The 24,664-nt window shown below is 58.3% G+C and carries 24 protein-coding genes; 19 read left to right on the top strand and 5 right to left on the bottom strand.

The features are described 5' to 3' along the window. Positions 1-166 precede the first annotated feature (166 nt). The 3 genes from FO268_RS00390 to upp are packed head-to-tail and all read right to left on the bottom strand — an operon-like array spanning position 167 to position 2,914. Positions 167-1,036 carry a class I SAM-dependent methyltransferase gene (locus tag FO268_RS00390; protein WP_150987968.1) on the bottom strand — a complete coding sequence of 290 codons (870 nt, stop codon included), beginning with the start codon at positions 1,034-1,036 and terminating at the stop codon, positions 167-169. Further along, the gene (locus tag FO268_RS00385) at positions 1,017-2,273 is read right to left on the bottom strand and encodes a uracil-xanthine permease family protein (RefSeq protein WP_150987965.1); all 1,257 of its coding nucleotides are present in this window, start codon (positions 2,271-2,273) and stop codon (positions 1,017-1,019) included. Before FO268_RS00385 ends, FO268_RS00390 begins: the two co-directional genes overlap by 20 nt. 2 nt (positions 2,274-2,275) lie before the next feature. After that, positions 2,276-2,914, bottom strand: a complete 639-nt coding sequence (gene upp / locus FO268_RS00380; RefSeq protein ID WP_150987962.1) for a uracil phosphoribosyltransferase — start codon at positions 2,912-2,914, stop codon at positions 2,276-2,278. Between the two features lie 233 nt (positions 2,915-3,147). Between upp and flhA the strand changes: the two genes are divergently transcribed. The 16 genes from flhA (at position 3,148) to FO268_RS00300 (ending at position 20,795) form a co-directional block, all read left to right on the top strand. After that, on the top strand, positions 3,148-5,316 hold the full coding sequence (gene flhA, locus FO268_RS00375; RefSeq protein WP_150987959.1) for a flagellar biosynthesis protein FlhA: 2,169 nt from the start codon (positions 3,148-3,150) through the stop codon (positions 5,314-5,316). Between the two features lie 60 nt (positions 5,317-5,376). Further along, on the top strand, positions 5,377-6,672 hold the full coding sequence (gene flhF, locus FO268_RS00370) for a flagellar biosynthesis protein FlhF (RefSeq protein WP_150987956.1): 1,296 nt from the start codon (positions 5,377-5,379) through the stop codon (positions 6,670-6,672). Between the two features lie 46 nt (positions 6,673-6,718). After that, a complete protein-coding gene (locus FO268_RS00365) occupies positions 6,719-7,531 on the top strand; it encodes a MinD/ParA family protein (protein WP_150987953.1) in 813 nt (270 codons plus the stop codon). 30 nt (positions 7,532-7,561) lie between these two features. Beyond that, positions 7,562-8,293, top strand: a complete 732-nt coding sequence (locus tag FO268_RS00360) for an RNA polymerase sigma factor FliA (protein WP_150987950.1) — start codon at positions 7,562-7,564, stop codon at positions 8,291-8,293. A gap of 179 nt (positions 8,294-8,472) precedes the next feature. Then, positions 8,473-8,856, top strand: coding sequence for a chemotaxis response regulator CheY (gene cheY / locus FO268_RS00355; RefSeq protein WP_150987947.1), 384 nt, complete (start codon positions 8,473-8,475; stop codon positions 8,854-8,856). 21 nt (positions 8,857-8,877) lie between these two features. Continuing rightward, positions 8,878-9,666, top strand: a complete 789-nt coding sequence (locus tag FO268_RS00350; RefSeq protein WP_150987945.1) for a protein phosphatase CheZ — start codon at positions 8,878-8,880, stop codon at positions 9,664-9,666. A gap of 17 nt (positions 9,667-9,683) precedes the next feature. Beyond that, positions 9,684-11,819 carry a chemotaxis protein CheA gene (locus FO268_RS00345; RefSeq protein ID WP_150987943.1) on the top strand — a complete coding sequence of 712 codons (2,136 nt, stop codon included), beginning with the start codon at positions 9,684-9,686 and terminating at the stop codon, positions 11,817-11,819. 49 nt (positions 11,820-11,868) lie between these two features. Beyond that, positions 11,869-13,002: a protein-glutamate methylesterase/protein-glutamine glutaminase gene (locus tag FO268_RS00340; RefSeq protein ID WP_150987940.1), complete on the top strand. Its 1,134-nt coding sequence runs from the start codon at positions 11,869-11,871 to the stop codon at positions 13,000-13,002. Next, positions 13,002-13,739, top strand: a complete 738-nt coding sequence (locus FO268_RS00335; protein ID WP_150987938.1) for a flagellar motor protein — start codon at positions 13,002-13,004, stop codon at positions 13,737-13,739. Before FO268_RS00340 ends, FO268_RS00335 begins: the two co-directional genes overlap by 1 nt. Then, a complete protein-coding gene (gene motD, locus FO268_RS00330; RefSeq protein ID WP_150987935.1) occupies positions 13,736-14,518 on the top strand; it encodes a flagellar motor protein MotD in 783 nt (260 codons plus the stop codon). Before FO268_RS00335 ends, motD begins: the two co-directional genes overlap by 4 nt. Positions 14,519-14,715: 197 nt before the next feature. Further along, on the top strand, positions 14,716-15,513 hold the full coding sequence (locus FO268_RS00325; protein ID WP_150987932.1) for a ParA family protein: 798 nt from the start codon (positions 14,716-14,718) through the stop codon (positions 15,511-15,513). Next, entirely contained in the window at positions 15,506-16,294 is a 789-nt protein-coding gene (locus FO268_RS00320; protein ID WP_150987929.1) for a chemotaxis protein CheW, read from the top strand. The genes FO268_RS00325 and FO268_RS00320 overlap by 8 nt, the downstream gene beginning before the upstream one ends. A gap of 143 nt (positions 16,295-16,437) precedes the next feature. After that, positions 16,438-16,926 (top strand): chemotaxis protein CheW, encoded by a 489-nt coding sequence (locus FO268_RS00315; protein WP_150987924.1) that lies wholly within the window; start codon positions 16,438-16,440, stop codon positions 16,924-16,926. Positions 16,927-16,993: 67 nt separating this feature from the next. Continuing rightward, positions 16,994-17,386, top strand: a complete 393-nt coding sequence (locus FO268_RS00310; RefSeq protein ID WP_150987921.1) for a DUF2802 domain-containing protein — start codon at positions 16,994-16,996, stop codon at positions 17,384-17,386. 26 nt (positions 17,387-17,412) lie between these two features. After that, positions 17,413-19,695, top strand: coding sequence for an ATPase, T2SS/T4P/T4SS family (locus tag FO268_RS00305; RefSeq protein ID WP_150987918.1), 2,283 nt, complete (start codon positions 17,413-17,415; stop codon positions 19,693-19,695). Beyond that, positions 19,692-20,795, top strand: coding sequence for an ATP-binding protein (locus FO268_RS00300; protein ID WP_150987915.1), 1,104 nt, complete (start codon positions 19,692-19,694; stop codon positions 20,793-20,795). The genes FO268_RS00305 and FO268_RS00300 overlap by 4 nt, the downstream gene beginning before the upstream one ends. Here FO268_RS00300 and FO268_RS00295 read toward each other — a convergent pair. Both FO268_RS00295 and fliK read right to left on the bottom strand, forming a co-directional pair. Next, positions 20,781-21,086 carry an EscU/YscU/HrcU family type III secretion system export apparatus switch protein gene (locus tag FO268_RS00295; protein ID WP_150987911.1) on the bottom strand — a complete coding sequence of 102 codons (306 nt, stop codon included), beginning with the start codon at positions 21,084-21,086 and terminating at the stop codon, positions 20,781-20,783. The two genes, FO268_RS00300 and FO268_RS00295, sit on opposite strands and share 15 nt — an antisense overlap. Further along, positions 21,083-22,435, bottom strand: a complete 1,353-nt coding sequence (fliK, locus tag FO268_RS00290) for a flagellar hook-length control protein FliK (protein ID WP_150991516.1) — start codon at positions 22,433-22,435, stop codon at positions 21,083-21,085. The genes FO268_RS00295 and fliK overlap by 4 nt, the downstream gene beginning before the upstream one ends. 109 nt (positions 22,436-22,544) lie before the next feature. Between fliK and ccmA the strand changes: the two genes are divergently transcribed. The 3 genes from ccmA to FO268_RS00275 are packed head-to-tail and all read left to right on the top strand — an operon-like array spanning position 22,545 to position 24,664. After that, the gene (gene ccmA, locus FO268_RS00285) at positions 22,545-23,183 is read left to right on the top strand and encodes a cytochrome c biogenesis heme-transporting ATPase CcmA (protein ID WP_150987909.1); all 639 of its coding nucleotides are present in this window, start codon (positions 22,545-22,547) and stop codon (positions 23,181-23,183) included. A gap of 52 nt (positions 23,184-23,235) precedes the next feature. Continuing rightward, positions 23,236-23,898, top strand: a complete 663-nt coding sequence (gene ccmB, locus FO268_RS00280; protein WP_202336551.1) for a heme exporter protein CcmB — start codon at positions 23,236-23,238, stop codon at positions 23,896-23,898. Between the two features lie 22 nt (positions 23,899-23,920). After that, positions 23,921-24,664: a heme ABC transporter permease gene (locus FO268_RS00275; RefSeq protein ID WP_150987903.1), complete on the top strand. Its 744-nt coding sequence runs from the start codon at positions 23,921-23,923 to the stop codon at positions 24,662-24,664.

Genomic DNA, 24,664 nt, shown 5'->3' with positions numbered 1-24,664 from the left:
GGGGAGGTGATCCATCGGGTGGGCTTTCCAAAACACGCTCAAGCACATCCATGTGGCGCTTGAGCTCCGCCATCCATGGCTCCGCACAGTTTTGGAAAGCCCACCCGATGAACCACTTTCGGCCTCCCGCCCGGCTCACACCGCAAACATCCAGGCTGGAAGAGGGCTAGGACCAAACCTCAATAACCCGAACCATGGGATCATTCCGGCTTTCTGGAATCGGAAGGCGACCGTAAAAGTCAACAGGATTGTGGACTGCTACGGAAGGAAACCCGCAGGTAGTAAATTGCTCAGCAGCCTGCTGGTCATTCAGGAAATGAAAACTGACATCGCTCCGTGTAACCGCTCCCAGCAGCCCGCCAAGGGACTTCAGTGTTCCCCGGAGCAGCGGGTGTTCTGGCATCAAGTAGCTTTCGGACAGGTACACCGAGCCCGGGCGCTGCTGCATTACCCTGGCCAGGCGTCTCCAGAACTCTGTAATGACCGGCAGTGAAAAGTAACTGGTCAGGCCTTCGGTGACGACAACCATGGGTTTGTTGTTGTCGAAAGCCCTCTTAACGACCACCTCCAGGGACTGCTCACCGGATTCTGCCAGAATATCGATGGGAATGACCTGGTGGTTATCACCCAGGCGACCGGCTACCAGCAAGCTTGCCGCCTTACGGGTGGCCATATCGGGGAGGTCGGCTTCCACCATATGGAGCAGGGGGTGCTTGTCATGCAATCGGATACCCCTGGGGGACATGCCGCAGGCGATTTCCAGCACCTGGGTGACGCCGCGGTTAAGAGCCTGCTCGATCAGGTGGTCGATGATCAGGTGGCGTTGGAGCAGGAAAGTGCGGATGTTGCCGCCGATGAGGGCCTTGCTGCCGGCCTCAAACGGCGTCATCAGGTGGTAGAGCCAGCGGCCCTGGTCGGTGGCGAGTAAGTCGTTCGAGAGCCCGTGCCGGTGCCAGACGGCACCGGTGTAGAGGGCGGTAAAGCTGATGCCCGAGCTGTCTTTGCCAGAACGGGTGTCAGAGGGTGTCGTGTTCATGGATCTTTTTACCCCAGGCCTCACCGCTACCCGGAAGGACCAGGTTCAGTGCAATGGCCACCACTGCGCACAGGGCGATGCCTTCTATATTGCCGATGGCCATACCGCCGATACCGAACACCAGGGTGATGGCCACTATAACCAGGTTGCGGGCCTGTGACAGATCCACCTGGTGGCGGATGAGAGTGTTCAGGCCAACCACCGCAATCGAGCCGAACAGCAGACACAGGATACCGCCCATAACCGGGGCCGGTATGGTCTGCAGGGCAGCACCGAATTTGCCCACGAAGGCCAGTACGATGGCGATGCAGGCGGCCCAGATCATTACTTTCGGGTTGAAGTTTTTGGTCAACACCACGGCGCCGGTCACTTCGGAATAGGTGGTGTTGGGTGGGCCGCCAAGGGCAGAGGCTGCGCTGGTGGCCAGGCCATCACCCAGCAGGGTGCGGTGCAGGCCGGGTTTTTCGAGGTAGTTTTTGCGGGTAACCGTGCCGATGGCGAGGATGTCGCCGATGTGTTCAATCGCCGGTGCTATGGCAACCGGAATCATGAACAGGATAGCTGCCCAGCTGAACTCCGGCGCCACAAAATTGGGGACAGCCAACCAGGGCGCTTCGGTGATAGGGGAGAGGTCCACAATGCCGGCAATGGCAGAAAGAATGTAACCGACAATAATGCCAAACATGATCGGAATCAGCCGGAATATGCCACTGGACCAGACCGCCATGATGACCGTCACGGTCAGGGAGATCATCGCTATCCAGATGGCAGTATCATAGGGCACCAGTTGCTGTGCGCCGTCACCCGTGCGACCGGAGGCCATATGAACGGCGACCGGGGCCAGGCCAAGACCAATCACCATGATTACCGGGCCAATGACCACCGGGGGCAGTAGGCGGGTAATGAACCCGGTGCCACGCAGGCGCACAGCGCCACTGAGAACAATATAGAGAATACCCGCAGCCATCAGGCCGCCCAGGGTTTCTTCAAGGCCAAAGCGGCCCTTGGCGGCAATGATCGGCGCGATAAAGGCGAAGGAAGATGCCAGAAAGATTGGAATCTGGCCACCAGTGACGATATGGAAAATCAGGGTGCCGATGCCGGCGGTGAAAAGTGCAACGTTCGGGTCCAGGCCGGTGATCAGCGGCATCAGCACCAGTGCGCCGAAGGCCACCAGTAACATCTGCGAGCCGGCAAGGGCCTGTTTCCATACCGGGTCGTTCAGGTGGTCCTGCATGATCAAACGTCCTTCTGCTTGGTGCCGAAAATCTTGTCGCCGGCATCGCCCAGGCCGGGAAGGATATAGCCTTTCTCGTTCAGCCTGTCATCAATGGATGCTGTGTAGATGGAGACATCCGGGTGCTTTTCCAGCACTTTCTCGATGCCTTCCGGTGCGGCCACCAGAACCAGGGCGCGAATTTCGTGACTGCCTGCTTTCTTTAGCAGGTCGATGGTGGAAATCATTGAGCCGCCTGTGGCCAGCATCGGATCTACAATCATTGCCATACGCTGGTCCAGTTCGCCCACCAGTTTTTCGAGGTAGGTGCTGGCTTCGAGAGTTTCTTCGTTTCTCACCTGGCCGACAACACTTACCCGGGCACCGGGGATCAGGGTCAGTACGCCGTCCAGCATGCCCATGCCGGCGCGTAGAATTGGAACGACGGTAATCTTCTTACCCTGGATCTGTTCGATCTCCACCGGTCCAGCCCAACCCTCGATGGTCTTTTTCTGCAGGGAGAAATCCTTGGTGGCCTCGTAGGTCAGCAGGGCCCCCACTTCCTGGGCCAGTTCCCGGAAATTCTTGGTGCTGATGTCGGCGCGGCGCATCAGGCCAAGTTTGTGGCGGATCAGCGGGTGTTTCACCTCGTGGATTGGCATGGGCTCACCTTTATTTGTGTTCTGTCTGTGTCTGAATGCGGTCTGTCGCGCGGCGCAAACGCCGGCAAATGGCGCAAGGATACCGTATATCGACAGGTCCGTCAGGCATGGCTGGCAGAAAAAACCTGAGGGCTGGTACGGATCTTGCGAATACCCTCCCTATCGATGCGCAGGCGTCAAAAAAACCACCCGCGAATAACCGCGGTTAACCGCTTATCGGAGAGTTTTCCGGCATGGACCGAGCGTTAGTCCTCAATAATGTCAAATCCCTGACGCGGGGTAATCTGGGCGTCCCCATCATGCTGATGGGGCTGCTGGGTATGATGATACTGCCCATGCCGGCGTTCATGCTGGACGTGTTTTTTACGTTCAACATCACGCTTTCCATCGTGATTCTTCTGGTGTGCGTCTACGCCCTGCGTCCCATGGAGTTTGCCTCCTTTCCCACGGTGTTGCTGGTGGCCACGCTGCTGCGCCTGGCGCTTAATGTTGCCTCCACCCGGATCGTACTGCTCAACGGCCACGAAGGCGGGGATGCTGCGGGTAAGGTCATCGAATCCTTCGGTGCGGTACTGATCGGCGGTAACTACGCGGTCGGCCTGGTGGTGTTTGCCATTCTCATGATTATCAACTTTCTGGTTGTCACCAAAGGCGCTGGCCGGGTTTCCGAAGTCAGTGCGCGCTTCACTCTGGATGCCATGCCAGGCAAACAGATGGCCATCGACGCAGACCTCAACGCAGGCCTGATTAACCAGGATGAGGCCAAGCACCGGCGTTCCGAGATTGCCCAGGAAGCGGACTTCTACGGTTCCATGGACGGTGCCAGCAAATTCGTCAAGGGCGATGCCGTGGCCGGCCTGTTGATACTGGCGATCAACCTGATCGGTGGTATTGCCATTGGTATGCTCCAGCACGGATTGGATTTCGGCACCGCCACCCAGAACTACGCGCTGCTGACCATTGGTGACGGCCTGGTCGCCCAGATTCCCTCGCTGCTGCTGTCTACCTCTGCTGCCATCATGGTGACGCGGGTGACGTCAAGCCAGGATATGGGTGGGCAGATCCTGCAGCAGATGTTTAACGCGCCCAAGGCTCTGGCCATTGCGGCCGTTATCCTCATCATTCTCGGCCTGATTCCGGGCATGCCCCACGTAGCCTTCCTGGGTCTTGGTGCCATCTCAGGTGCCATTGCCTGGTACATCTGGAAGGAAGAGCGCCAGACTGTTGAAGAGGAGGGCGTGTTTCCGGCCAGAGGCGGCGGCGCAAGGCCGGCCGGCCGGGATATTCCGTCCGGTGGTGATGGTGGGGACCAGGGTGCCCAGCTTCCTGCGCCGGGTGAGACCCGTGAGCTGGGCTGGGATGACGTGGCCACGGTGGATATCGTTGGCCTGGAAGTCGGCTATCGTCTGATTCCCCTGGTGGACAAGTCCCAGGGTGGCCAGCTGCTGAGCCGGATCAAGGGGGTGCGCAAGAAGCTTTCCCAGGATCTGGGGTTCCTGATGCCGTCGGTTCACATTCGCGACAACCTCGACCTGATGCCGAACGTTTACCGCATTACCCTGATGGGCGTGACCATCGCCGAGGCCGAAATCCATCCGGACCGTGAGCTTGCCATCGATCCCGGCCAGGTGTTTGGCAAGATTGAAGGTATTGCAGGCAAGGATCCCGCCTTCGGGCTCGATGCCAGCTGGATTGAGCCGGACAAGAAAGATCAAGCGCAGACACTGGGCTATACCGTTGTAGATGCCAGCACCGTCGTGGCCACACACCTGAACCAGATCCTGCAGAAGCATGCCCATGAGCTACTGGGCCATGAGGAGGTTCAGAAATGGCTGGATCAGTTGGAAAAGGTTTCGCCGAAGCTGGCGGAAGAGCTGGTCCCCACGACTGTTTCCATCAGTCTGTTGCTGAAGGTGTTGCAGAACCTGCTGAAAGAAGAAGTGCCGGTACGTGATATGCGGTCCATTGCCGAGGCTATTGTCAACGTGCATCCGAAGAGCCAGGACCCGAAACTGCTGACCACGGTTGCCCGTCAATCGCTGCGACGGATGATCGTTCAGAGCATTTGTGGCAACGACTCGGAAATCCCGGTAATTACCCTGGACCCAGACCTGGAACAGTTATTGCTAAAGTCTATGCAACAGAGTCAACAATCCGGCGGTCAGGAAGACATCGGGCTGGTACTGGAGCCGAATATGGTCGAGAAACTCCAGCGCTCGCTCCAGGACAGTGTCCAGCGCCAGGAAATGCTGGGCAAGCCGGCAATACTGCTGGTCTCCGGGCCCCTGCGGCCGGTACTGGCAAAGTTCGCAAGTTTTGGGGTAGAGCGACTGCACGTGTTGTCCTACCAGGAAATTCCGGATAACAAACAGATCACCATTGTGGCATCCGTAGGCCAGTAACGGCCGCGGACGGCAAGGCGGAAGGCGCCACAAAGCGCTGACCGGGGAGGAAGAGTCATCATGAAAGTAAAACGGTTTTTTGCCCAGAGCATGGCAGAAGCGCTGCGCCAGGTACGTGACCAGATGGGGCCCGAGGCGGTGATTCTGTCCAATCGCCGTGTGGATGGTGGTGTCGAAATAGTGACAGCGCTGGACTATGACGAAAATATGGCGCGCCAACGGCTGGGTGATGCCGCGCGCGAAGCGACCAACGGCTCACGGCTGGCCGAGCTTCAGGCGGAACAGCACCGCCGCCTGGAGGATGAACTTGGCCGTTCGCGGGAGCGAATCCGCGAAGTCAGAGAAAAGCGCTCTGCCCAGGGCGGTCGGAATAATGTCTCGGACCAGGGTTTTACCAGCCTGGGGGCCAACGCCTTTGGCAGCAGCGACATCACACCGGAAGAGCCCGTCAGTGCGAATTCCGGGTATTCCGGCGAGCTGGCCCAGATGCGAGCAGAGATCAGTTCTCTCCGGGATCTGGTCAGTGCCAGCCGTAGCCCCGAGCCTGAGAAAACAGCGGTAAATGCCGTGCAGCAACGCCTGGCGGAACGGCTGCAGGAATTCGGCCTGGGCCATGAGCTTGCCGGCTCATTGTCCCGTCGTCATCGTGCCGGACGCCTGGAGGACGGTTGGAAGCAGTCGCTGAAGATGCTGGCGGCCGGTGTAAAAACTGCCCGTACCGAGTGGTCGGAAGAGGGCGGCGTCTACGCCCTGGTAGGGCCAACCGGGTCAGGCAAGACCACCACCATCGGCAAGCTCGCAGCCCATTATGTACTTCGTCATGGCGCCGACTCCCTGGCGCTGGTGACCACGGATCGCTATCGGGTGGCTGCCCATGAGCAATTGTTCGTCTTCGGGCGCATTCTGAATGTACCGGTGAGAGTGGTGGATGAGAGCCATTCCCTGGACGATATTCTGGATGAATTATCAGACCGGCACCTTGTGCTGATTGATACTGCGGGTCTTACCAGCAGCGACAAAGGCTACGAGGAGCAACTCACGGAGTTGGCACGCAGCCATCACCAGATTTGTACCCATCTGGTGGTTTCCGCAACGAGTCAACCGCGCATCATGAAATCCGTCTGGCATTGCTATAAGATGGCAAATCTGACGGGTTGTGTGATGACCAAAATCGATGAAGCACTGACTCTGGGAGAATCGCTGGGATTTGTCATGGAGACAGGGTTGCCGGTGGCCTATTACACCGACGGCCAGAAGATCCCGGAAGACCTGCACCACGCCGAGCCCGTTCCGTTGGTGCGGCTGGCCGTGGAGAGGCTTAGAAAACTCCAGCAGCAAGAGGCAGTCGCTGTTTAATAACAACACAGCCTGCGGTTAAACGTGGCAAGAGACCAGAATCAGTATGAGCAAACCACATCCGGTACAGGTGATTGCGATTTCCGGCGGGAAGGGTGGCGTTGGTAAAAGTAACGTTGCGGTAAACCTTGGCATTGCCCTTTCACAAAAAGGGCGGCGGGTGGTGCTTCTTGATGCCGATCTTGGCCTTGGCAATATCGATGTATTGCTGGGTATTACCGCCAACCGTAATATCCAGGATGTCATCACCGGGGAGTGCGATCTGCGTGATGTGCTGGTCAGCGGCCCGGGTGGCATCAAGATTGTGCCGGCCTCCTCCGGCACCCAGCGGATGACCCAGCTGTCCTCCCTTGAACACGCGGGGCTGATCAACGCCTTTAGTGAACTGGGCGACCAGATCGATGTTCTGATTGTGGATACCGCAGCCGGTATTTCCGATTCCGTGGTCAGCTTCCTCCGGGCCTCCCAGGAACTGTTGCTGGTTGTGTGCGACGAGCCCACTTCCATCACTGACGCTTACGCCCTGATCAAATTAATGAACCGGGATTACGGCACCAACCGTTTCCGCATACTGGCAAACCAGGTGCGTAATGAGCAGGAAGGTCGCCATCTTTTTGAAAAACTCACCAGAGTGACCGAGCGGTTTCTGGATGTGGCACTACAATATGTTGGTATAGTGCCTTACGACGAGGCCGTGAAAAAGGCGGTTCAGCGTCAGCGCGCTGTGCTGGACGCCTATCCCCGGGCCAAGGCATCACTTGCTATCAAGAGCCTGGCGGAAAAGGTCGACAGCTGGCCGTTGCCGCAATCGCCACGCGGGCACCTGGAATTCTTCGTGGAGCGGCTCGTCGAAGTCTGAATTTGATCCTGTCACCGAAAAGCCGGATACATGACATTGGCGAAAGAACTTGGAATCTACCACCGGACCGGCATGCAGGGCCCCTCGCAACTTGTGGAGGAGCAGGCGCCGCTGGTCAAAAAAATAGCACTGCATCTCATGGCCCGGTTGCCGGCCTCGGTCCAGTTGGAGGACCTCATGCAGGCCGGTATGATCGGCCTGCTGGAAGCGGCCCAGCGATACAGCTCCACCAAAGGGGCTACCTTCGAGACCTATGCGGGTATTCGCATCCGCGGGGCCATGGTGGATGAGATCCGCAAGGGCGACTGGGTTCCCCGCTCCGTCCACAGAAACTCCCGCCGTATTGCCAAGGCCATCAAAGCCGTTGAGGACCGTCTGGGCCGCGAAGCGCTGGACTGGGAAGTTGCCGAAGAGCTCGGCCAGAGCCTTGATGAATATCACTCCGCACTGAGCGATGCCAACAGTGGCCGACTTTTTAGTCTCGATGAGCTCAATGAATCGGGAGACCTGCCGATAGAAGAAACAGAGGCCAGTGATAATCCGCTCGACGGTCTGTCGTCGGACAACTTCCGGAAGAACCTGGCCACGGCGATTGGCGACCTGCCGGAACGCGAAAAACTGGTGCTGAGTCTGTATTACCAGGAAGAGCTGAACCTGAAGGAAATTGGCGCAGTACTAGGTGTGAGCGAGAGCCGGGTGAGCCAGATTCACAGCCAGGCGGCGCTCAGGTTGCGGGGTCGGCTCTCGGACTGGAAGCAGTAAGCTCCGTCACGTCGCAGTCGTTGTGCAGCGTTGCAAAGCATTCTTTACTGTAGCCTTTTGGTAACCGGCGCTTTACAACCGTGCCAAAGGCAACACAATAAGCGGTAAATCTGCCGGCTTGCCGGACTGAAAGCCGGAGGCCAAAAACGAATTCCGGGCGTTTTATACTGGAGGTCCCATTGGACAAGAACATGAAAATCCTGATCGTGGATGATTTCTCCACCATGCGACGGATCATCAAGAACCTGCTTCGAGATCTTGGTTTTACCAATACCGATGAAGCGGACGATGGCAATACTGCACTGCCAATGCTGCGAAGTGGTAAGTACGATTTTCTGGTTACTGACTGGAACATGCCGGGTATGTCCGGGCTGGACCTTCTCAAGAACGTCAGGGCCGATGAGAACCTCAAGACTTTGCCGGTGCTCATGGTAACTGCGGAAGCCAAACGGGATCAGATTGTAGCGGCGGCTCAGGCCGGGGTGAATGGCTATGTAGTCAAGCCGTTCACCGCAGCGGTCCTCAAGGAGAAGATTGAGAAAATCTTCGAGCGAATCCAGTAATCAGAGGTCGGACGGGCTCCCATGAGCGAAAGTGACAAGAACCAACAGGGCCTCGACCCGGAGATTACGGAAAAACTTCGCAGCCAGGCTGCTGAACTGGTTGAGCAGGTAAATGCCGGAGAGTACGGCCGCGCCATGACCCTGATCAATGAACTCAGTGAGGTTCGCGATCAGAGCCTGTACCGCGAGGTAGGCCGGCTGACCCGCAGCCTCCATGAGGCAATCCGCAATTTCCAGATTGATCCGCGTAATGCCGAACAGTCCGAGGCGCTGTCGAAAATGACCGACGCATCGGACCGCCTGGAATACGTTGTGCAGATGACTGGAAAGGCGGCGAACCGCACCATGGACCTGGTAGAAGAGGCCATGCCCCGGGCCAGCGCCATTCGTGATGAAGCGGCGGAACTGAGGGACGAGTGGCAGAGGTTGCGCCGCCGTGAGATGGCGCCGGCAGAATTCCGCGAGCTCTATGCCCGGATAGATACGTTTTTTGTCAGCCTCAATTCCGATGCCAGCGCCATGTACGAGAACCTGTCGGAAATATTGCTGGCGCAGGATTTTCAGGACCTGACCGGCCAGGTCATCCAGAAGGTCACCACACTGGTCAAAGAGGTAGAAGAGCACCTGCTTAGCCTCGTGGTTATGGCCAGCCATGTGGACCAGATGACGGGCACCGTGCACGAACTGGAAGAAAAAGAGAAAGTATCGGCGGAGCAGGGTGTCGGCCCGCAGATAAAAGCCGAAGAGCGCGAAGATGTTGTATCGGGCCAGGACGATGTTGATGATCTTCTGTCCAGTCTCGGTTTCTGAGGAAAAGAGGGTAACCCATGGCGTTTGATGCCGATGAAGAGATCCTGCAGGACTTCCTTGTTGAAGCAGGCGAGATACTCGAAAAGTTGTCTGAGCAGCTTGTCGACCTTGAGCAACATCCTGACGACAGTGATCTGCTCAACGCCATTTTCCGTGGGTTCCACACTGTAAAAGGCGGTGCAGGTTTTCTTCAGCTGGACCCGCTGGTCCGCTGCTGTCATTCCGCGGAGAACGTGTTTGATATTCTGCGCAATCACAAGCGTAAGGTTGACTCGGAACTGATGGACGTGGTGCTGGAGACGCTGGACCATGTCAACGCGATGTTCGAACAGGTTCGTCACCACGAAGAACTGACACCTGCTCCTGACGAACTGATTGCTGCCCTTGATGCCCTGGCACAACCTGCGGGGGAAGCCCCGGCAGCGCCTGCAGCGGCTCGCGATGCGGACGCAACGGCTGATGCCGGCTCGAACGAAGACAGCGGCGATATCACCGACGACGAATTCGAACAACTGCTGGATGCCCTCGAAGACGAGAAGAAGAGCGCCCCTGCGTCCCCAGGCGAAGGTAGCCAAAGCCAATCTGCCGGCGGTGACAACAGCACTGGCGACGACGAAATCTCCGATGATGAATTTGAGGCGCTGTTGGATCAGCTACATGGCAAGGGTCAGTTCGCCGGCCCGCCAGAGACGGGCAAGGCTGACGAGCAGAAGGCGGAAACCTCTGACGACACCGGCAGTAAGAGCACTGACGATCTCATTTCAGACGATGAGTTTGAAAAGCTGCTGGACGACCTGCATGGCAAGGGGGGGAGTCCCACCGCTGAGACGTCGAACGCGTCTTCGGCGCCGTCCGACAGCAACCCGGCGGGTTCCGGCGCCGACAAGCCTGCCGAACCGGCCCGTAAGCCTGATAAGCGGCAAGCCGAGGCCAGCGGAGGTGCCGCCTCGGCCGCGCCTGCGATGCCATCCCGGGATGCGAATGCACCTGTGGCTGAAACTTCAGTGCGTGTCGACACCAAGCGACTTGATGACATCATGAACATGGTGGGAGAGCTGGTGCTGGTGCGCAACCGGCTTCAGCGCCTCGGGGCGCAGAGTGAAGATGAGCACATGCACAAGGCTGTCTCCAATCTTGATGTTGTTACCACGGACCTTCAGTCCGCCGTTATGGCAACGCGAATGCAGCCCATCAAGAAGGTATTTGGCCGTTTCCCCCGGGTGGTACGTGACCTGGCGCGGAATCTCAAAAAGGAGATCAATCTTGAGATGCACGGCGAAGATACGGATCTGGACAAGAATCTCGTTGAGGCGTTGTCCGATCCGCTGGTGCATCTGGTGCGCAACTCGGTTGACCACGGTATTGAAGCACCCGATATCCGGGAAAAAGCGGGCAAGCCCCGCCATGGAACGGTGACCCTCTCTGCGGAGCAGGAAGGTGACCATATCCTCCTGTCTATTGAGGATGACGGCGCAGGTATGGACCCCGACGTGCTGCGCCGCAAAGCAGTGGAAAAGGGCATCTATGAGCAGGATGCCGCTGACCGCCTGACCAATACCGAATGTTATAACCTGATTTTTGCTGCGGGCTTTTCCACCAAGGACCAGATTTCCGACGTGTCGGGCCGTGGCGTTGGCATGGACGTGGTCAAGACCAAGATCGGGCAGCTCAATGGCCAGCTGAGTGTCGAGTCGGAACTGGGTAAAGGCTCACGCATTGTTATCAAGGTGCCGCTGACGCTGGCTATCATGCCGACCCTGATGATCATGCTGGGGGATCAGTCCTTCGCCTTACCCCTGGTGAACGTGGTAGAGATTTTCCACCTGGATCTGAGCAAAAAGAACATCGTTGACGGCCGTGAATGTATTGTGGTTCGCGACAAGGTCTTCCCATTGTTCCATATCAAACGGTGGCTGGTAAAAGGCGCGGCAGGAGACCCGGAGCCCGAGAATGCCCATGTGGTGATTGTCGCCATGGGCACCCGCCGGGTTGGCTTTGTGGTGGACCAGCTTGTTGGCCAGGAAGAGGTGGTGATCAAACCGCTCGGTCGCGCCCTTCAGGGGACACCGGGCATGGCGGGAGCAACGATCACCGGTGACGGCCGTATTGCACTCATAATTGACGTTCCAAGCCTGCTGCAGAATTACGGCTGACAGATTTTCAGTTGTGGATCAGCAGCGGGCCCGGGTTTAGGAGAAATGGATGACGGTTTCTGTCCTGGTCGTTGATGATTCAGGTTTCTTCCGCAAGCGACTGACGGAAATCCTGACCGCGTCCGGTCAGATCAAGGTGGTGGGCGCTGCCACAAACGGCCGTGAGGGTGTGGAGCTTGCTGAAAAGCTGCGCCCTGATGTCATCACCATGGATTACGAAATGCCGGTGATGGATGGTATCAGTGCCGTTCGTGAGATCATGAAACGGCATCCCGTTCCGGTGCTGATGTTTTCGTCTCTGACCTACGAAGGCGCCCGGGTTACCCTGGATGCTCTTGAAGCCGGCGCTGTGGATTTCCTGCCCAAGAATTTCGAGGAAATTGCCAGAGACTCCAGCCAACTCCAGAAGATTCTGATCGATCGCATAATGGATGTGGCTGGCAGCCGGCCGGGAGCGAAACCTGCTCCTTCGCCTGTTGCCGCTCCGGTAACGCGTCCAGCCCCGGAAAAACGTGCAACACCTGCCAGCCCCCGTCCCGGGCGCGATATCCCCAGGCCGGCCCCGGAGGCGCCACCGACGACCCGACACAGTTCCCGCCGTGGGGCCGCCAAGCACTACAGTGTGGTTGCCATTGGCACCTCAACCGGCGGCCCGGTCGCGCTTCAGCGTGTGCTGACAGCGCTACCAGCAGGATTCCCTGCACCCCTGGTGCTGGTTCAGCATATGCCCGCAAGTTTTACTCCCGCGTTCGCTGAACGGCTGAACAAGCTCTGTCAGATCGAGGTGCGCCAGGCTGCTGATGGCGACATGCTCAAACCGGGCCTGGCCCTGCTGGCGCCCGGGGGCAAACAGATGATGATTGAAAACCGGGGCGGCCAGGGAAGGATACGCATACTGCCCGGTGATGACCGCCTTAACTATAAGCCTTGTGTGGACGTTACCTTCGGTTCGTTGGCAAGGAGCTTTCCCGGCAAGACCCTGGGCGTGATCCTTACCGGCATGGGAGCGGATGGCAAGGAAGGCTGCCGGCTGATGAAGCAGAGTGGCTCGGATATCTGGTCCCAGGATGAGAAAACGTCGGTGATCTATGGCATGCCAATGGCGGTGGCCAAGGCTGGCCTGCCAGACGAGATCCTCGCACTTGATGACATCGGTCCCCGCCTGGTTGAAGGGGTGAGCTGATGGACATTCTCAGCCTGCTGGGCGTTATTCTCGCGTTTGTGGCCATCCTTGGCGGGAACCTTCTGGAAGGTGGCGCAGTCAGTTCCCTGTTCAACGGCCCGGCAGCGTTGATTGTTATTGGTGGTACACTCGCCGCCACCATTCTCCAGACCTCCTGGCCAATGCTGAAGAGGGCCTGTTCACAGGCACGGTGGGTGTTTTTTCCGCCCTATGTGAGCCTCGAAGATGGCATCGGTAAAGTCATCGACTGGAGTGTGAAAGCCCGCAAGCAGGGGCTGCTGGGGCTCGAAGGACTGGCGGAGAAAGAATCCGAACGTTTTGCCCGCAAGGGGCTGCAACTGCTGGTTGATGGCGCAGAAACGGAAACCATCCGCAGTATCATGGAGGTGGATCTGGAATCCCGGGAACAGCGTGACCTGGAGTCTGCCCGCGTATTTGAGGCCATGGGCGGCTATTCGCCCACCATCGGCATTATCGGTGCCGTGATGGGGCTGATCCAGGTAATGACCAACCTTGAAGACCCCCAGTCTCTCGGTAGCGGTATTGCCACTGCTTTTGTTGCCACCATCTATGGTGTGGCGCTGGCTAACCTTTTGTTCTTCCCGGTGGCCAACAAATTGCGGGGAATCCTCAGGGAGCGCACCCGTTACGAAGATATGATGATCGACGGCATCATTGCGATCGCTGAAGGTGAGAATCCCAAATCCATCGAACTGCGGCTACGGGGCTTTCTGTGAGACGTCGCAGACGGCAGGACGATGACCTTCACAACAAGGAACGCTGGCTGATCTCCTATGCTGATTTCATCACGCTGTTGTTTGCCTTTTTTGTGGTGATGTATTCCGTGTCCTCGGTGAATGAGGGCAAGTACAAGGTGCTCTCGGAAACCCTGACCGGAGTTTTTAACGCACCACAGCGCTCCTTCCAGCCCATTGAGGTGGGTGACCAGCCACGCCGTGCCATACCCCGGGCGGCTGAAGATGTGATTGACCCCCCGGTGACGGAAGCCCCACAGAATCCTGCCATGAGCGAGCAGGGGCGTACGGAGGCACTTCGTGCCATGGCCGACCAGCTCGCCCTGGAATTTGACGAGTTGATCAACCAGGGCGTGGTAACGCTGGAAACCAGTGATGAATGGCTGGAGCTTAGCCTTCGTAACAGCCTGCTGTTTGGCAGTGGCGACGCAGAGCCCCACTACGACGCATTTGAAGTGGTGGAAAAAATTGCCGGTGTGCTCCGCAACCGCGACAACGCGATCCGGGTGGAGGGTTTTACCGATAACCTGCCAATCCGAACCAGTGCTTTCCCGTCAAACTGGGAGCTTTCAGCTGCCCGGGCCGCTGCCATCGTGCGTATGCTGTCGATGGAAGGGGTTGAATCAGAGCGTCTGGCCGCCGTTGGCTATGGTGAATACCAGCCCGTTGCGCGTAACGACACCGAGGAGGGGAGGCGACGCAACCGCCGCGTGGTATTGCTTGTTTCCCGGGACGCCAGTATCCGCGGCGCCATGCGCTAGGCGCTTTGCCGTTATCCATCTGGCCGAGGCTGACGGAAGGTCCCTATAGGCAAGTTGGCATAATATCTGTATTAACTCCCCTACATCTTTAAAGTCGGCAAACCCTTGCCGAATTGTCTTCAAGTTGAGCGGATAACGGCCGATAACTCCTCATAGTTTCCGGCGTTTCCGGAGCCGATTTTTCTGGAGAATGCAGCGTGCGAATCTGGGCAGTTGCCAATCAAAAAGGCGGTGTGGGCAAAACCACATCTGTTGTGGCGTTGGGTGGTCTGCTGGCGGAAAGCGGAAAACGCGTTCTGGTCGTGGATCTGGATCCCCATGGGTCGCTGACCAGTTGGTTCGGATATGATCCGGACACCATCGCCCACAGCGTGTTCGACCTGTTCCAGCATCAGGGCAAGGTACCTGAAGGCTTGCCTGCCCAGTTGATCACCGAAACCAGTTGCCCGGGGCTCTCCCTTCTACCGGCCAGCACCGCGCTCGCGACCCTTGAGCGGCGGATGATCGGTGTCGAGGGCATGGGGCTCATTATATCCCGCGCCCTGGCCCAGTTGTGGGACGATTTCGATTATGTCCTGCTGGATAACACGCCATCCCTGGGCGTACTGATGGTGAATGCCCTGGCAGCCGCGCAGCACCTGGTTATCCCTGTACAGACCGAATTCCTCGCGATAAAAGGTCTGGAGCGCATGCTGCACACACTCACCATGATTATGCGCTCCCAGAAAAACCAGCTTTCCTACACCATTGTGCCAACGCTGTTTGACCGGCGCACCCAGGCCTCTGTAAAGAGCCTTAACCAGCTGCGGAAAAACCATGCCGATTCGCTCTGGCGCTTTGCCATCCCGGTGGATACCAAATTCCGCGATGCCAGCCAGGCCGGCATAACGCCGTCTGCACTGGATAAGGGGACCCATGGGGTAAGGGCCTACGTACGACTGTTAAACGACTTGCAGGAAATGACGGGCTCTAAGGCGGAGCGCCGGCATGCCTGACAAGAAATTGACACAGGTAGCTGATCCAGGCTCAGCCATTGCCAGCTACCTGGACGAATTGCTGCATACGGCAACGGATACCGCCTGGCAGGATGAACCGGAACCGGAGCCACCGAAACCGGTCGTGCGTGAGCGTGCCCGGGTGGCGCCGCGACCAGCGCCTGTTGTGGCCAGGTCGGCCCCGGCAGCGGAGATTGAAAAACCGGAGCCTGTGGCCCCGGTGGTGGATAAGACTCCGGACGTTAAAAGTCCTGAGCCAGAAACGGAAAATACCGCCGACATTCCGTCGCCCCCGGCATGGGAGCCACCTGGCCGTCCGGAGTGGTCCGACAAGCCGTTCGAATGCCTGATTTTTACGGTCGCCGGCCTGCAGCTGGCGGTGCCTCTGGTCCTGCTAGGGGCCATACACCGCATCGAGGAACCGGTGAAGCCGATTCCCGGCAGCCCCCGCTGGTATATGGGGATGCGTCCGGACCGGGACCATAACCTTCGGGTGGTGGACACGGCAGAGTGGATCATGGCTGGCCGTGCGCCAGCGGATGCCAGGGATAACTACCGCTTCGTTATCCGGCTCGATCGCAGCGAGTGGGGGTTGGCCTGCGACGACGTGGCCCAGTCCTTTACCCTGAAACCGGACGAAGTTCGCTGGCGGACCGGCCGCAGCAAGCGGCCCTGGCTGGCGGGAACGGTTATTGACCACATGTGCGCGCTGATTGATGTTAAAACCATGGCGGACCTGCTGGTGCGGGCCGAGCGCGAACAACACCTTGATCTGAGCTAGGGAGCTGTTAAACAACTCCCGTTACTGAATGAAACCGTGCAGTACTGGCACGGTTTGTGCCCTTAACTATAGTATTGGGCACTGATGATGACTTTTTGACGATCAGGTTGCCCGCAGGGGCGGCCCACAGGAGACACAACGCTATGGCATCCCCCAGCGGACAGAAAAATCAGGCCCAGGATGATCAGGTACTGCAGTACGTAACCTTCAGGCTGGATGACGAAACCTATGGCATTGATGTCATGCAGATCCAGGAAGTGTTGCGGTACACCGAAATCGCGCCGGTTCCGGGTGCTCCGGATTATGTTCTGGGCATTATCAACCTGCGGGGCAACGTGGTCACTGTTATCGATACCCGCCGTCGCTTCGGGCTGGCGGATGCGGAAGTAACAGATGCAACACGTATTGTGGTGATGGAGTCGTCCAACCAGGTGATGGGTATTCTGGTGGATTCCGTGGCCGAGGTGGTGTACCTGAAAGCCAGTGAAATCGAGACTGCACCCAATGTGGGGAACGAGGAAAGCGCCAAGTTCATCCAGGGTGTGTGTAACAAGAACGGCGAGCTGATCATACTGGTCGAGTTCGACAAGATGCTGACAGACCACGAATGGGCTGAAGTCTCCGCTCTGTAACGCCGGCTGTTGCCGGCAGGCAGACACGATGGAGGCCCCGTGGAACAATTAACCGAGGACGTCCATCATGTTTGCAGATATCTCTTCCCTGGCTCCGTGGATTTTGACCACCGCCGCACTGGGCCTGCTGTTTGTTCAGGGTATGTTGTTTCGCCGGGAAAACCGCAAACTGCGGGAACAAATAAAAGAGCGCTGCGAAATTCTGGGCCGGGAGCTTCACGCCACTGCCAGTGGGAGTATGGGGGTGGGCCAGCGGGTAGTCACCTGCGAGCGCCAGCTTCACGAAATCCGTGGCGTGCTTGACGAGATGCGCCAGAATGACCCCCTGCGGATATCCTACGACGAAGCCTCAAGGCTGGTTGATCTCGGCGCAGATATCGACGATCTTATGAATACGTGCGGAATTTCCCGTCCCGAGGCCGAGCTGGTGTCAGCACTCAGAAAACGTCAGGCGGCCTGATATCCTGCTGTTACGGACGTTACTGGATGAAGAGAGTTTACGCCAGGGCCCTTGACGCCCTCAGGTCTGTATCCCGCCATGATTTTGTATCCGGCTCCGATCTGGCCCCCTCAATAACCGGGCACTCCATCCCTCGCGAAGAAACTGTACGCCACATCCTCTCCCTGGTTCCGGAGATAGAACCGGACCAGTTGGTAATGCACGTGGGCGGTGGCTCCGGCTACCTGGCTGCAGTTCTTTCGGGGTTGGCCCACCGGGTAATCTACCTGGAGAAAAATCCGGTCGTTGCAGAAGCCGCGCGCGAGCGGTTTTTCCGCCTGGGCCTGCACAACGTGGATGTCGTTGTGGCCAGCGTGGAAGAAGCACCGGAACCGGACCAGTTGTGCGATCTGGTTCTGTGCACAACGTTTATCAGTGAACGGAATGCTCTGGCTCCCCTGCTGCGGGAAGGGGGGCATCTGTTTTGTCTTGAAGGGCGAGCTGGCCCGGTCCCGAGTCTGGCCATGTTCGTCAGGCAAGGTGTCCAGTTGGAACGGGTCCGGACACTTGGCTGGGTAGACTTTAACCGCAACGTGGAACAGATTCTGATAGACCAGGGCATTGTTGACGACAAGATCCTGGCGGAGGCGAAGACCGAGGCCGCCACTCAGAACAGCCCACTGCTTGATATCCTCCGGCGCAAGCTGAATCTTGAGGAAATCGATCTGTATCGCTCCCTCGCCCGGCAAAGGGGGATGACGTTCACTGACGCCGATGAGCTGCTCCCGGATCTTCATCCAGGACTGTTCCGGCGTTTTTCCCGCACGTTTCTCGATCTGTCACGCCTGATTCCCGTGTCCCAGGATAATAACAAGATCACCGTTGTAACCGATGATCCGGACGCACGTACTGATCAGTTGGAGCGCCTGACGCCCAATCAGACTATTGAATGTCTCTTGGTAACGCCGACCGATTTCCGCCGGGTCTGGTCTGCACTGGATCTGACGGCCAAGGGTCTTGGATTTGTGGCGGATCACGGTGACGGCACGGAGGGCAAGCCCGGGGCCGATGCAAGCAAAGACAAACTCCTGGGTAACGATCCCGGCAATAAGCATGTCAGCCCGTATCTGGTGTCGGTTTACGAAGCGATCCTGCTGGATGCCGTGAGTGAAAAAGCCAGTGATATTCACATCGAGCAGTATGGGGATCGGGTCCGCATTCGGCTCAGGGTGGATGGTGACCTCCACGATTTGCCGCAGTACCAGCTATCGCCCCGGGAAATCAGGGGGGTGATAAATGTCATCAAACTCCGTGCGGAACTGAACATCGCCGAACACCGGTTACCCCAGGGTGGCCGCTCGCGGTTGCAACTGGGCAATATCGCCTACGATCTGCGTATCCAGACTCAGCCTTCGCTTCATGGGGAGCATGCCATTATCCGGTTATTGCCCCAGACGGGGCGTGCCATGACCATCTCCGAGCTGGGTATGTCCCCCATGATTGGTGCGCGTTACGAGCGTCTTCTGGACAACCCGGCAGGCCTGGTGCTGGTTGTCGGCCCGACCGGTTCCGGGAAGTCGACCACACTCTATGCGGGTCTGCAGACCCTGGCGGATGACGGCCGCCGAAAGGTCATCACGGTAGAGGACCCGATCGAATACTCTATCGACAATATTCAACAGACCCGCGTGCGTACCGAGATCGGGTTTGGCTTCTCCGATGCCATGAGGGCCTTCGTCCGGGAAGATCCGGACGTTATTCTTGTTGGCGAAATTCGTGACCAGGAAACCGCTCTGGAGGCGATACGTGCCTCCCAGACCGGCCACGTGGTGCTGTCAACGCTGCACTGTAACGACGCCGTGGATTCGCTGCAGCGTCTATACGACCTGGGCGTTCACCCGAACTCTATTGCCGGTGAGTTGCTGGCAGTGATCGCCCAGCGACTGGCGAAGCGAATCTGCAAACACTGTCGCCAACCGGCCACGCCCGATCCGGCGATCGTGGCCGAGCTGTTTCCCGATGGGCCACCGGCGGATTTCCGGTGTTTCGAAGGTGCAGGCTGTAACAGTTGCAATGGCAGAGGTACCCAGGGCCGGGTGGCCATTGTGGAATATATGGAAGTCGATTCCGACATCCGTAACGCCATTTCCAGTCAGCCGCCTATCGGAGAACTTCGCTGGCGGGCACTGGACGCGGGTCTGATTACCATGCGGGACAGTGCTCTGGATCATGTGATTGAAGGCATTATCCCGCTTTCGGAACTGCCGCGGATACTCCCAATGGAACGCATGGCGCCGGAAGTTCGCGGTGGCCGCAGGAGTCAGGAATGAACAGCAGGAATCAGGCGTCCAGAGCCGCCCAGCGTGAGCCGGCAGAAACCGTTTACGCTGAAGAGCTCGCGAAGCTCAGAGGTATGGATCACGGCCCGGTACCCCCCGGCTGGCAGATGTCACCCCGTGCGGTGGAAAAGTTTGTTATGGGGGATGAAAAGCTGGGTATTGAACGCAAGTTCGTTGCAGACCGGGCCATGGTGGTGCGTATCATCATTTCCCTGTGTACCAGCCGTGGATGCCTTCTGGTTGGCGAGCCCGGTACGGCCAAGTCCTGGCTTTCGGAGCTGTTGTCGGCCGCGATATCGGCCAGCTCAACCCTGACACTTCAGGGCGGGGCGGTAAGCCAGGTCGGACAGCTGTTGTACAGCTGGAATGAATCTGTCCTGCGTAACGAGGGTCCCTGCCTGAAAGCGCTGGTACCAAGCCCCTTGCTGAGGGGCATGATGGAAGGGCGCATGGTTCGATTTGAAGAAATCGCCCGCTGCCCACAGTCGCTGCAGGATGCGCTGCTGTCTGTGTTGTCGGACCGGGTTGTGGTGATTCCGGAACTGGCAGGAGAAGATGGCGTGGTACTGGCCCGGGACGGCTTTAATGTGATTGCCACGTCAAACAGCATCGATGAGGGGGTGCACCGCATGAGCGCCGCGCTCAAGCGGAGAATGGACTTTGAAGAAATACGACCGATAAAAAACCTGGCGGACGAAATGGACGTGGTGCTCAGGGAAGTGCGTAAAGCCAACGCCCGGGCGGGCGTTGACGTGGCTCCGGATGAAGCGGTGGTTGAGGTTCTGGTGACCATGTTTCACGAGTTGCGCAATGGTCAGACGCTGGACGGCCGCAGCACTGACCGCCTGGCTGGCTCCGCTCTGTCCACTGCTGAAGCGGTTTCCGTGGCCCACGCGGCCAGTCTCAGCGCATGGTATTACGGCGGCGGCAGCATGACGGTGGAGCAGCTGATGCACCACATTATTGGTTCGGCCCTCAAGGACCAGCCCGAGGACCGGCGCCGACTGAAACACTACTTTGAAACAGCGGTGGCATCGCGACGTGGTGACAACTGGCAGCAGGCCTGGGCGCTACGCTCACTGATCCACTGAGGCCCCGGGTTGCCGGTCGTCAGGAGTCAACCCGCGGATATGGAAGGCAAACGCAAGAATCTCGGCGATTACCCGGTACAGTGACTCGGGGATTTCTTCGTTCAGCGAAAGCCGCGCCAGGATACTTGCCAGTTCCGCGTTCTCGTACAAGGGTACGTTGTGCTCACGGGCAATGCGGATAATCTCTTCCGCCAGTTCATGGGTGCCGGTTGCCGTAATTGTCGGGGCTTTCTCGCCATCATAATTGAGTGCGACGGCTGCTTTGCCGTGGTTATCGGTCTCTTTGTTCATGCCCGGGTATCCACCAGTCTGTGTTCGAGCCGGGTGACACTGCTCTGGGGGGTGCCGCGGCGGCATTCCAGGTCCGTCACTTCCAGGCCAAGGTCTGACAGGCTTTGCCGCAAGGCCGGCAGTTCCTGATTCACCCGGCGCAGGGTTGTCTGCTTCTCCGCCCAGACGCGGGCGCTCACCGCCTGCTGCCGCAGGGCCACATCGAAGTGCAGTGGTCCGGCTTCATCCAGGTCCATCGCCAATGAAAGCCGCCACTCTGCTGTTGGCCGTGTCGGGGATTTCCGTTCTGACTCGTTCTCCTCCCGGTACTGTTCAAGGCGCAGTTGCGCCATTCTGGGTTCATTCTGGGGGGTCAGCCACGGCAGATCCAACAGCAGCGTGGAAGCTGGTGCTGCTGCGTCACCACCACCTCTGGCGGTCAACGCCGTGCTGTGCAACTGATTGACTGTAATACGGTTAAGCATTCCTGCCAGCAGGCGGAGCATCTGCCCGACACTGGGCGGTTCTCCATTACCCTGGGGCGGGGGCGTCGCCACGGGTTGCGGGAATTGCAGCGGTGCCTGCATCAGTTCAGGAGTGGCGATAGGTGTCAGCTGGTTGAATTGTGCCGGAGTGCTGCCTTGTTGTGCCAGCAAGGCCGTAATGATTCTGCCAAGGGCCAGCTTGAGATCAGGAATCTGGCTGGCAGGAGCCTGGGCCAGGCGCGACTCGGCAAACAGGCCACTTTCAGAAAGCCACTGGCGCACCTGTTGTGGTGCTGTAGGCTGGCTGCCGGAACCCGGCGCCAGCATATTACTGGCGGGAAGCCTTGCGACCATTTCCTGGATAGCCTGCCGGGCGGCTTCGGGTAGTGGCTGGGCCGGGCTGGAGGAAGGTAGCTGGCCCGGCAGCGGGTCCTGCCGTACACCCTGGGTCAGTGTGGCCACAAGCTTCGCCAGGCCGGCATCAATAGACTGTTGCCAGGGCAGGCGCTGGGCCAGGGCCCGGGCAATACCAGCCTCTGGGGTCTGGGCCAGTTTGCCCATCAACTGCAACTCGTTACCGGCCCGCATGACCTTTACCCAGTCACCGGTTTGCAGGGAGGTGTCACCAATAGCTGCCTGAACCGTCAATGACTGGCCGCGGATTTCCAGCAACAACTGTGCGCCGGCGGATGACTGGCGGTTGATCACTTCGGCCACCCGTGCCAGTGTGGCTTCCCGGTTGGCAAGTTTGAGCTGGTTGAGAAGAACCCGCGCGGACGCCGCATCCGCCGTGGCCGCCGGTTGCTCGCCTGCCGGCCGGCTGGGGGTCGGCACGGGGGTATCTGTTTTTGGCGGTGGTATAGGGTTACCGTTTGGTAATTTCATTGCCACTGATTTGATGTCAGACAAGAGTATTCCTGAGACGCTTTCGTTATAATACGCCGCGCCGGCGAGGTTTGCCTTCCCGATCGTTTGAACCAGCTCTGGGGCCCCGATGTCTGAGCCGTTACTACAGGCTGTCAATCTTGAATGTGAACGTGATGACCGGGTGTTGTTCCGGGATCTCTCGTTTTCCATATTGCCCGGTAGTCTGATCCGTGTCGAGGGCCCTAATGGTTCCGGCAAGACCACGCTGTTACGCATACTGGCCGGCCTGAACGACAGTTATAGCGGTGATCTGCTCTGGCGGGGTAAAAGCCGCAACGGCTACCGGGAAGAATTTCTCCGTAACATGCTCTATCTCGGCCATCGCCCCGGTATCAAACCCCTGCTAACTCCCATGGAAAATCTGCGTGCCTTGATGGACGGCCGCCGGTTACTGCCGGACAAGATCCTGTGGCAGGCCCTGGAAGGTACCGGGCTTGGCGGTTTCCAGGCAGTTCCCTGCCGCAACCTTTCCGCCGGCCAGCAGCGTCGGGTGGCGCTGGCCAGGTTGCTGATAGCGGATGAGCCTTTGTGGATACTTGATGAGGTCTTCACCGCGATTGATATTCAGGGAGTGGCGGCACTGGAACGGTTACTCATTGAGCGGGTGGAAAATGGCGGCGCTATCGTAGTAACAACACACCATGATCTGCGGCTTCCTTCCATGCAAAGGGTCACGTTGGGCGGAGGCGACGGCTATGGCTACTGAATTCACCGTTACGCTGCGGTCCCCTGAAGTGTCGGTGGGCACGGCCACTGCCATGAAGGCGGTTTTCGTCCGGGACCTGAAAACAGCCTTTCGTCAGCCTCAGGATCTGCTTAATCCACTGCTGTTCTTCGTGATGGTAGTAACCCTTTTTCCCCTCGGGGTTAGCCCTGAAGTGTCATTTCTGCAGCAGGCCGGCAGCGGTATCCTGTGGGTAGCGGCATTGCTGTCAGTGCTTCTTTCACTGGATCACCTGTACCGGCACGATTTTGACGACGGCACCCTTGAGCAATTGGTGCTTCAGCCTCAGCCTCTGTTCCTGCTGGTACTGGCCAAATCCCTGGCACACTGGGTACTGACGGGGCTGCCGCTGGTGCTGCTGGCGCCGGTACTTGGGGTAATGGTGCACCTTGAAGGGAACTCTGTGGCGGTTTTGTGTCTAACGCTGCTGATCGGAACGCCCGTACTGAGCCTGATCGGCTCCATTGGGGCAGCGTTGACGCTCGGTTTGCGGTCGGCAGGCGTACTCTTGTCACTGCTGATCATTCCACTGTACATTCCGGTGCTGATTTTTGGCACCGGGACGGTGATGGCCGCCTCTGAGGGCGCGCCGGTAGCGGGACAGCTGGCACTGATGGGGGCATTTCTGATGTTGGCCCTGACATTGGCGCCCTTCGCCTCGGCAGCCGCTTTAAGAATCAGTCTGTCCAACAGTTAAAACGTAGAAGGGTAGCAACCTGATGTGGCAAATTTTTCACAAGCTGGGCTCTCCGAAGTGGTTCTTCGGTATCGCGTCGACGCTGATGCCCTGGTTGCTTTGGGTTGGCGTTGCCCTGCTGGTGGCCGGGCTGGGCTGGGGGCTGGCCTTTGCGCCCCAGGATTATCTGCAGGGCAACAGCTACCGTATTATTTTTATCCACGTACCCTCGGCATTTCTGGCCCAGTCTGTCTATATCATGATGGCAGTTGCTGGGCTGGTGACGTTGGTGTGGCGTATGAAGCTGGCGGATGTGTTTGTCAAAGCTGTCGCGCCGGTGGGTGCGGTGCTTACTTTTCTGGCGTTGTTTACCGGGGCTGTCTGGGGCAAACCGACCTGGGGAACCTGGTGGATATGGGATGCGCGGCTCACCTCCATGCTGATCCTGTTATTCCTGTATTTCGGTGTGATAGCTTTGGGCGCAGCCATATCAGATGAGAAGTCCTCGGCGCGGGCGGTGGCTGTTCTGGTACTGGTGGGCGTTGTGAATATACCTATCATCAAGTACTCCGTGGAGTGGTGGAATACCCTTCATCAACCCGCCACCTTCAAACTGACAGAAAAGCCCAGCATGCCTGCGGAAATGTGGGTGCCTCTGCTACTGTCGGTACTGGGGCTGTACCTTATCTTTGGATGGCTGGCCTGTTTGCGGATGCAGACCGAGATCCTGGTTCGCGAAGGCCGCACCCGGTGGGTACAACAACTGGTCCAGGCAAGGGGGGACTGA

The organism is Marinobacter denitrificans (assembly GCF_008795955.1).
In the GTDB taxonomy this organism is placed as follows: domain Bacteria; phylum Pseudomonadota; class Gammaproteobacteria; order Pseudomonadales; family Oleiphilaceae; genus Marinobacter; species Marinobacter denitrificans.
Note: the sequence above shows the minus strand (reverse complement) of the source record. Positions and strands in the feature narration are given on the sequence as shown.

What these genes read in the sequence shown, in the direction of transcription:
- FO268_RS00390 (WP_150987968.1), bottom strand. Translation starts at nt 1,036, where the DNA reads ATGAACACGACACCCTCTGACACCCGTTCTGGCAAAGACAGCTCGGGC.
- FO268_RS00385 (WP_150987965.1), bottom strand. Translation starts at nt 2,273, where the DNA reads ATGCAGGACCACCTGAACGACCCGGTATGGAAACAGGCCCTTGCCGGC.
- upp (WP_150987962.1), bottom strand. Translation starts at nt 2,914, where the DNA reads ATGCCAATCCACGAGGTGAAACACCCGCTGATCCGCCACAAACTTGGC.
- flhA (WP_150987959.1), top strand. Translation starts at nt 3,148, where the DNA reads ATGGACCGAGCGTTAGTCCTCAATAATGTCAAATCCCTGACGCGGGGT.
- flhF (WP_150987956.1), top strand. Translation starts at nt 5,377, where the DNA reads ATGAAAGTAAAACGGTTTTTTGCCCAGAGCATGGCAGAAGCGCTGCGC.
- FO268_RS00365 (WP_150987953.1), top strand. Translation starts at nt 6,719, where the DNA reads ATGAGCAAACCACATCCGGTACAGGTGATTGCGATTTCCGGCGGGAAG.
- FO268_RS00360 (WP_150987950.1), top strand. Translation starts at nt 7,562, where the DNA reads ATGACATTGGCGAAAGAACTTGGAATCTACCACCGGACCGGCATGCAG.
- FO268_RS00350 (WP_150987945.1), top strand. Translation starts at nt 8,878, where the DNA reads ATGAGCGAAAGTGACAAGAACCAACAGGGCCTCGACCCGGAGATTACG.
- FO268_RS00345 (WP_150987943.1), top strand. Translation starts at nt 9,684, where the DNA reads ATGGCGTTTGATGCCGATGAAGAGATCCTGCAGGACTTCCTTGTTGAA.
- FO268_RS00340 (WP_150987940.1), top strand. Translation starts at nt 11,869, where the DNA reads ATGACGGTTTCTGTCCTGGTCGTTGATGATTCAGGTTTCTTCCGCAAG.
- FO268_RS00335 (WP_150987938.1), top strand. Translation starts at nt 13,002, where the DNA reads ATGGACATTCTCAGCCTGCTGGGCGTTATTCTCGCGTTTGTGGCCATC.
- FO268_RS00320 (WP_150987929.1), top strand. Translation starts at nt 15,506, where the DNA reads ATGCCTGACAAGAAATTGACACAGGTAGCTGATCCAGGCTCAGCCATT.
- FO268_RS00315 (WP_150987924.1), top strand. Translation starts at nt 16,438, where the DNA reads ATGGCATCCCCCAGCGGACAGAAAAATCAGGCCCAGGATGATCAGGTA.
- FO268_RS00310 (WP_150987921.1), top strand. Translation starts at nt 16,994, where the DNA reads ATGTTTGCAGATATCTCTTCCCTGGCTCCGTGGATTTTGACCACCGCC.
- FO268_RS00305 (WP_150987918.1), top strand. Translation starts at nt 17,413, where the DNA reads ATGAAGAGAGTTTACGCCAGGGCCCTTGACGCCCTCAGGTCTGTATCC.
- FO268_RS00300 (WP_150987915.1), top strand. Translation starts at nt 19,692, where the DNA reads ATGAACAGCAGGAATCAGGCGTCCAGAGCCGCCCAGCGTGAGCCGGCA.
- FO268_RS00295 (WP_150987911.1), bottom strand. Translation starts at nt 21,086, where the DNA reads ATGAACAAAGAGACCGATAACCACGGCAAAGCAGCCGTCGCACTCAAT.
- fliK (WP_150991516.1), bottom strand. Translation starts at nt 22,435, where the DNA reads ATGAAATTACCAAACGGTAACCCTATACCACCGCCAAAAACAGATACC.
- ccmA (WP_150987909.1), top strand. Translation starts at nt 22,545, where the DNA reads ATGTCTGAGCCGTTACTACAGGCTGTCAATCTTGAATGTGAACGTGAT.
- ccmB (WP_202336551.1), top strand. Translation starts at nt 23,236, where the DNA reads ATGAAGGCGGTTTTCGTCCGGGACCTGAAAACAGCCTTTCGTCAGCCT.
- FO268_RS00275 (WP_150987903.1), top strand. Translation starts at nt 23,921, where the DNA reads ATGTGGCAAATTTTTCACAAGCTGGGCTCTCCGAAGTGGTTCTTCGGT.